This is a genomic window from Kribbella sp. NPDC054772 (assembly GCF_053611945.1).
The window spans coordinates 66,458-72,112 of sequence record NZ_JBSHBJ010000042.1 but is presented as its reverse complement, the minus strand read 5'-3'; the positions used below and the strand labels follow the sequence as shown (position 1 = coordinate 72,112).

The 5,655-nt window shown below is 70.1% G+C and carries 6 protein-coding genes; 2 read left to right on the top strand and 4 right to left on the bottom strand.

From position 1 onward, the window contains the following. Nucleotides 1-169: 169 nt before the first annotated feature. Together ACWGID_RS37735 and ACWGID_RS37730 are read right to left on the bottom strand one after the other, a co-directional pair. Nucleotides 170-292, bottom strand: a complete 123-nt coding sequence (locus tag ACWGID_RS37735; protein WP_452204161.1) for a hypothetical protein — start codon at nt 290-292, stop codon at nt 170-172. 59 nt (nt 293-351) lie between these two features. Next, complete coding sequence (locus ACWGID_RS37730; RefSeq protein WP_452204160.1) at nt 352-1,515, bottom strand: FUSC family protein; 1,164 nt, start codon at nt 1,513-1,515, stop codon at nt 352-354. Between the two features lie 48 nt (nt 1,516-1,563). Between ACWGID_RS37730 and ACWGID_RS37725 the strand changes: the two genes are divergently transcribed. Then, entirely contained in the window at nt 1,564-2,067 is a 504-nt protein-coding gene (locus ACWGID_RS37725) for a DUF5709 domain-containing protein (protein ID WP_452204159.1), read from the top strand. Between the two features lie 56 nt (nt 2,068-2,123). Here ACWGID_RS37725 and ACWGID_RS37720 read toward each other — a convergent pair whose 3' ends face one another. Together ACWGID_RS37720 and ACWGID_RS37715 are read right to left on the bottom strand one after the other, a co-directional pair. Continuing rightward, the gene (locus tag ACWGID_RS37720; protein ID WP_452204158.1) at nt 2,124-3,449 is read right to left on the bottom strand and encodes a cytochrome P450; all 1,326 of its coding nucleotides are present in this window, start codon (nt 3,447-3,449) and stop codon (nt 2,124-2,126) included. A 14-nt stretch (nt 3,450-3,463) separates the two neighbouring features. Continuing rightward, entirely contained in the window at nt 3,464-4,681 is a 1,218-nt protein-coding gene (locus ACWGID_RS37715) for a PucR family transcriptional regulator (protein WP_452204157.1), read from the bottom strand. Nucleotides 4,682-4,782: 101 nt separating this feature from the next. On the opposite strand from ACWGID_RS37715, the gene ACWGID_RS37710 reads away from it, so the two are divergent. Next, on the top strand, nt 4,783-5,616 hold the full coding sequence (locus tag ACWGID_RS37710) for an SGNH/GDSL hydrolase family protein (protein WP_452204156.1): 834 nt from the start codon (nt 4,783-4,785) through the stop codon (nt 5,614-5,616). Nucleotides 5,617-5,655 lie beyond the last annotated feature (39 nt).

The window sequence follows — 5,655 nt, the reverse complement described above, 5'->3', positions numbered from 1 at the left end:
GTTGTCCAGTAGCGTGGGCTCGTTTTTGTTTAAAAGAGACCGCGGTAACGGATCCGGCGGCGCCGCGCACTAGGGCGCCTCTGCGTTTGGTGTGCGACGTCCGTGCGGTCTAGCTCGGTGGGCAAGACCGTCCGGTGCGCCGCCTGGATCCGTTCGTCCGGTGGCGCCTTTACTGCTCGGCGGCGGCGTCGCTCCGGTCGTCAGTGGTCTGGGGGAGGTCGACGGCCAGCAGGTCCTCGAGCTGGCGAACCTGCTCGGTGGCCATCGTGCTCATCAGTCGGTGGATCGTCATGCCAGTGAGACGGCGCCGGTCCCCAGGTATGACGGGAATCCGGAATGTGACCTGAGTCACTACTTCTCGTCGAGTCCATCCAGACGCAGTGGGACCAGTTTGCGGGCGTCGTCGTACGACGTGCCGGTGAGTTCGAGGAGGTCGACGATCGTGGAGCGGAGCTGCCCGAGGACGACGACCGCGGACAGCCCGACCGGTAGCGGCATCTCCGCGGTCCGGCGGCCGAGCTCGCCGAGTACGCGGTGCGCGGCGACGTCCGCGGCCGGCTCGAACAGGGACTCGCCGATCAGCCGGGTGCCGTCGGCGAGCCGGTCGAGAAGCATCGGGTACTCCGACGGCATCTTCTCGTCCCGCCAGACCGACACCGCGCAGCGGCGTACCAGGACCCGGATGTTCCGGATCGCGCGGTCCAGCGGTACGACGAGATCGGCGATCTCCTGGACCCGCCCCCGGTGCCGGCGGCGGAACGGGGACAGCCGGACGACCGCGACCCCCTCGTCGGCGGCGCTGCGCAGGTCGTCGAGCTGGGACTCGCTGGCCCGGGCGCGGCGGAGCGCGTCGGTGACCGCCTCCTCGTCGCGGGAACGCAGCCCGTCGGCGGTCTCGATCAGGATCTCGGCCAGCTCGTTCAGTACGCCGGACGCTTGTTGCCGCGGGCGACGGATCGCGGCGGCCGGGGCGATCGTGGCGGCGGCCAGCGCGACGACCCCACCGAGCACCGCGTCCAGCCAGCGGCTGAAACCGGCGCCCGGGTCCGGCAGCAGGGTGGTGACGATCGCGGCCTGGACACCCGCCTGCGTGGTCATCAACGTGCCGGCCCCGAGCAGTACGGCGACACTCATCGCGAGCGCGATCACGAAGATGATCTGCGGGATACCGGTGCCGAAGACGCGCACGAACAGGTCACCGACGCCGACCCCGACCGCCACGCCGACCATCACCTCGGCGACCCGGCGCAGCCGCTGCCCGAAGCTGAACCCGAGACAGACCATCGCCGCGACCGGCGCGAAGAACGGCTGCTTGTGACCGACGACGTACCGGCCGATCGCCCAGGCGACGCCGGCCGCGAGCGCGCACTGGGCGATGAAGAAGGCCCGGCTGCGCCAGCGCTCGGTCCGGCGGCGGAACGAGGCGCGTGACCGCCGCGCGGCCCGCGGCGCGATGTCGTCGCGCAGCTCCCGCAGTTGGTCCAACGTCAGCCTGACCGGATCCACGGGCCCCATTCTCCGTCGAGCTTGATTCCACCGCTCGCGACGCGCCAAGGTTGGCTCATGACCGACAACAACCGCGAGGACTACGGCAGCTACAGCGTCGACGACGAGGACCAGCTGCAGGCGGAGGACACCCTGAACGACCGGGGTGTCGAGGATCTGCTCGACGAGGGGTACTCGCCGCCGGAGAAGTGGTCCGCGGGCGAAGGATTCGGGACGACCGCCGACGAGGCCCTGCAGGGGGAGTCGCTGGACCAGCGGGTCTCCCAGGAGGTCCCGGACGTCGACCCCTACGCGGAGCAGGGGGAGGACGTCGGCGGGCCGCAGGTCGGCGCCGAACGCTCCGGCCGCCTGGTCGCCTCCGACGAGGGTGCGCACAGTGACGACGACAGCGAGCTGTACGCGGAGGACGTCGGCATCGACGGTGCCGCCGCGGGCGCGGAGGAGGCGGCGGTGCACGTCGTCGACGACGACGAGAACTTCGAGCTCGAGGACGACGACGAGGAGAACCTCGAGAGCTACGAGAACGTCGACCTGGGCGACGTCGGCGACGCGGAGGACTGAGCTTTTCGGCAGGGGTGAGCCACGCTCACCCCTGCGGTCTATACCGGCCGTGTCCCCTACCGTTTGGTGACGGTGATTTCCGCGCCGTGCCGTGGGACCAGCGTGACGTTCTTGGCCTGCGGAGGCTCCGGCTTCGGGTGCGGCGCCTGGACGTCGTACTCGGCCAGCGCGGCCCGAAGGATCTCGGTGCCCTCCATCAGCGAGAAGCCCGCGCCGATGCACCGCCGGGCGCCACCGCCGAACGGCATCCACGTGCCGGGGGCCGGCGGATCGTCGGACAGGAACCGCTGCGGGCGGAACTCCGTCGGCAGCGGGAAGTGCTCACCGTCGCGATGGACGAGTCCGATCGCCGCCATGATCGTCGTACCGCGCGGCAGGCGATACCCGGCGACGTCGGCCGTCTCGGTCAGCCGACGACCGACCTGGTACACGACCGGGTGCAGGCGCAGCGCCTCCTTGACGATCGCCTCAAGCTCCTCGTCCGCCCCGGCGTCCGCCGCACGCTGCCCGAACTCCAGGTCCGCCGGCCGTCGCGCCAGCTCGTGGAACGCCCACGCCAGCCCCGTCGCCGTCGTCTCGTGGCCCGCCAGCAGCAACGTGACCAGCTGGTCCCGTAGCTCCACGTCTGACCAGTTGCCAGCAGCAAGCAGTCGCGACAGTACGTCGTTGCGTCCGGCAAACGTCTCGCGGCGCTGCGCGATCTCGTCGTACAGGATCTCGTCGACCTTGCGCTGGGTGTCCAGGTACGTCTTCCACGGCCGGACCCGGAGCAGCGCCGGGTAGAAGCCGCCGAGCATGATCACCGGTGACACCGAGACGATCTTGTCCAGCAGCGGGCGCAGGGTGTTCAGCCGGTCGGCGTCGGTGACGCCGAAGATCACCTGCAGGATGATCTCCAGCGTCAGGTTCCGCATCCGCTCGTGCACCTTGAACGGTTCGTTGACCGGCCACTTCGCCACCTCGGCGCGGGCGAGCTCGTGCACCATCCCGGCGTACCCACGCAGGGCCGCGCCGGAGAACGCCGGCATCAGCTGCTTGCGCATCCGGACGTGGTCCTCGTCGTCGAGCAGCAGCAACGAGTGCGAGCCCATGATCGGCTCCAGCACCGTGTTGCCCTCACCGGCGTGCATCACCGCCGGCGGGCTGCCGAACACCTCGCGGATGTGGTCCGGCCGGCTCAGCACGACGCACACGCGACTCGACGGCACCAGACGGATCGTGAACACGTCGCCGTACTTCTCCCGCATCCGGGGGAAGAACGTCCGGCGGTGACTCGCGAACAGCACCGTCTGGGCGAGCGTCGGGAGCTTCGGCCCGGGCGGCAGCGTGCGCGCCGTCTGCCGGTCCAGCGTCCGGGAACCGAGCAAAGGTGTCGGAGCCATGTCCGCACGCTACGTCAGCCGGGTGAACACCGGGCATCGAACGCGACAAGGGCCGCGACGATCCGCGGCAGCTGGTCATCGCGCACCGGATCGAGCCCGGTCAGCCGGCCGACCTGACGGAGCCGGTAGTCGACGGTGTTGGTGTGGACGTGCAGGTCGGCGGCAGTCTGCCGGCGGTTGCGTGCGTTCCCGAGGTAGCACCGCAGCGTGGCCATCAGGTCCTGGCGATCCGCGAGCGGCGCGAGCATGGTCGCCAACCGGTCGCGCGCCGGGCCGGGGCGGCTCAGTTGGTACTCCAGCAAGAGATCGTCCAGCTCGTACACCCCAGGCGGGCGTCGATGCGTCCGTACGACGTCCAGCAGTTCACGCACCAGCCCGACGCCTGCAGGCACCTCGCGAGGTACGACGTTCGTCGCGGCGACCGTGATGTCGACACCGGCCACCCGACTCAACCGCCCACGCAGATCGTCCAGGTTTGCAGAGGTTGTCGGTAGCAGCGCCACACCACCGTCGGGAGACAGCGTCGACAGGGCGCCGGCGAGGCGGTCCAGTTCCATCCGGATCCGCCGGAGCTTGCGGCGGGCAACGATCTGAGGGTCGACGCCGGGGCGGCTCTCATCGGGATGCGGCCCGATCGCGAAACCGAGGACGACGTACTCCGGTGGTAGTCGCACGCCCGCGAGCCCGGCGGACTCGTCGATCGGGCGACCGTCGAGCAACGCCGCGAGCACTGACTGGCGGGTGGCCTGGTCCTCGCCCGCGATCGACTGGCGTTCCTCGAAATAGCTGGCCGACACCACGGCGGTGACGCGCTGCAGGAAGTCCAGGATCAGCCGGTTGAGTGCGATCGCGTCCGCCAGTTCGTCCGGCCGGAACGTCGTCGCCACGTGATCCGCGCAGACCCGCCCGCCCAGGTGGTACGCCGCGAGCAACGCCTCCAGCGGAACGCCTTCCTCGGCCCGCCGCGTCGCCGACTCCCGCAACGGATCAAGCGCGTCTCCGGTCGGAACCACACCGGTCCGGAAGGTCTCTCCGAACGCGCGCAGCGTCCGCTCGGTGATCCGCCGGATGTCGCCCTGCAGCTCTTCGTCGGGCAGTTGCGCGTAGAGCCGGATGTCCGTGACCAGCCGGCGCAGTACGGCGTCGACCAGCGGACCGAGGTCGGCGCGCAGGATCTGGTGCACCGGGACGCCGCCGGATCGCAGCTCCTTGTGATCCGGCACAACGATCACCCCTCGAAGTCTGGGCCTCGCCCTAGCGACCAGCAGGTGCTTTGGGGCCGAACATTACTACTCGAAGGTAGTGACCGATCGGCAGCGAAGGGTGATGACGGATGAGACGAGGTGTCCTGCTGGCATTAGGGGTGCTCTTGACAGGGTTGGTGAGCGGCCCGGCCACGGCGCAGGCAGACGGGCCGTTGGAGTACGTCGCACTCGGCGACTCGTCCGCGGCCGGGCCACTGATCCCGCCGCAGGTCGACGTGCCGTGCCTGCGTTCCGGCGTGAACTACCCACACATCGCGGCCGCGCAGCTCGGTGCCCGGCTCTCGGACGTGACCTGCTCCGGTGCGGTCATCCCGGACTTCACCGGGAAGCAGTTCGGGTTCGAGCCACCGCAGTACGACGCTCTGAAGCCGACGACCGACCTGGTGACGGTCGCCATCGGCGGGAACGACACCGGGCTGGTGTCCGCGGCGCTGAGCTGTCTCAACCTGCTCCCGCCACCGGCCGGCACGTCCTGCAAGGCACGGTACACGGCCGGCGGGCAGGACCAGTTGGCTGCTCGCATCGACGCGACCGCCGCGCCGTTCGGTCAGGCGCTGGACCGGATCCGCGAACTGGCGCCGCATGCGCGCGTCCTGGTGACCGGCTACGGCACCTACATCCGCCCGAACGGCTGCTACCCGCAGATCCCCGTCTGGCCGGTCGACGCCAACTACCTGCAGTCCACCATCGACCGCCTCAACACCATGCTCGCCACCCAGGCGGCCGCACACGGTGCGCAGTACGTCGACCTTCGCTCCCCGAGCGTCGGCCATGACGCCTGCGCCCCGATCAGCCAACGCTGGCTGGAAGGTCTGGTCCCCACCTCGGCCGCCGCGCCACTCCACCCCAGCGCCCGCGGCATGCAGGCCTTCGGCGCCCTCGTGGCCTCCGCAGCTCGCTGACCCCTAACAACAGACGAGGACCTCGGACAGGCAATTGCC

What these genes read in the sequence shown, in the direction of transcription:
- ACWGID_RS37735 (WP_452204161.1), bottom strand. Translation starts at nt 292, where the DNA reads ATGACGATCCACCGACTGATGAGCACGATGGCCACCGAGCAGGTTCGC.
- ACWGID_RS37730 (WP_452204160.1), bottom strand. Translation starts at nt 1,515, where the DNA reads ATGGGGCCCGTGGATCCGGTCAGGCTGACGTTGGACCAACTGCGGGAG.
- ACWGID_RS37725 (WP_452204159.1), top strand. Translation starts at nt 1,564, where the DNA reads ATGACCGACAACAACCGCGAGGACTACGGCAGCTACAGCGTCGACGAC.
- ACWGID_RS37720 (WP_452204158.1), bottom strand. Translation starts at nt 3,449, where the DNA reads ATGGCTCCGACACCTTTGCTCGGTTCCCGGACGCTGGACCGGCAGACG.
- ACWGID_RS37710 (WP_452204156.1), top strand. Translation starts at nt 4,783, where the DNA reads ATGAGACGAGGTGTCCTGCTGGCATTAGGGGTGCTCTTGACAGGGTTG.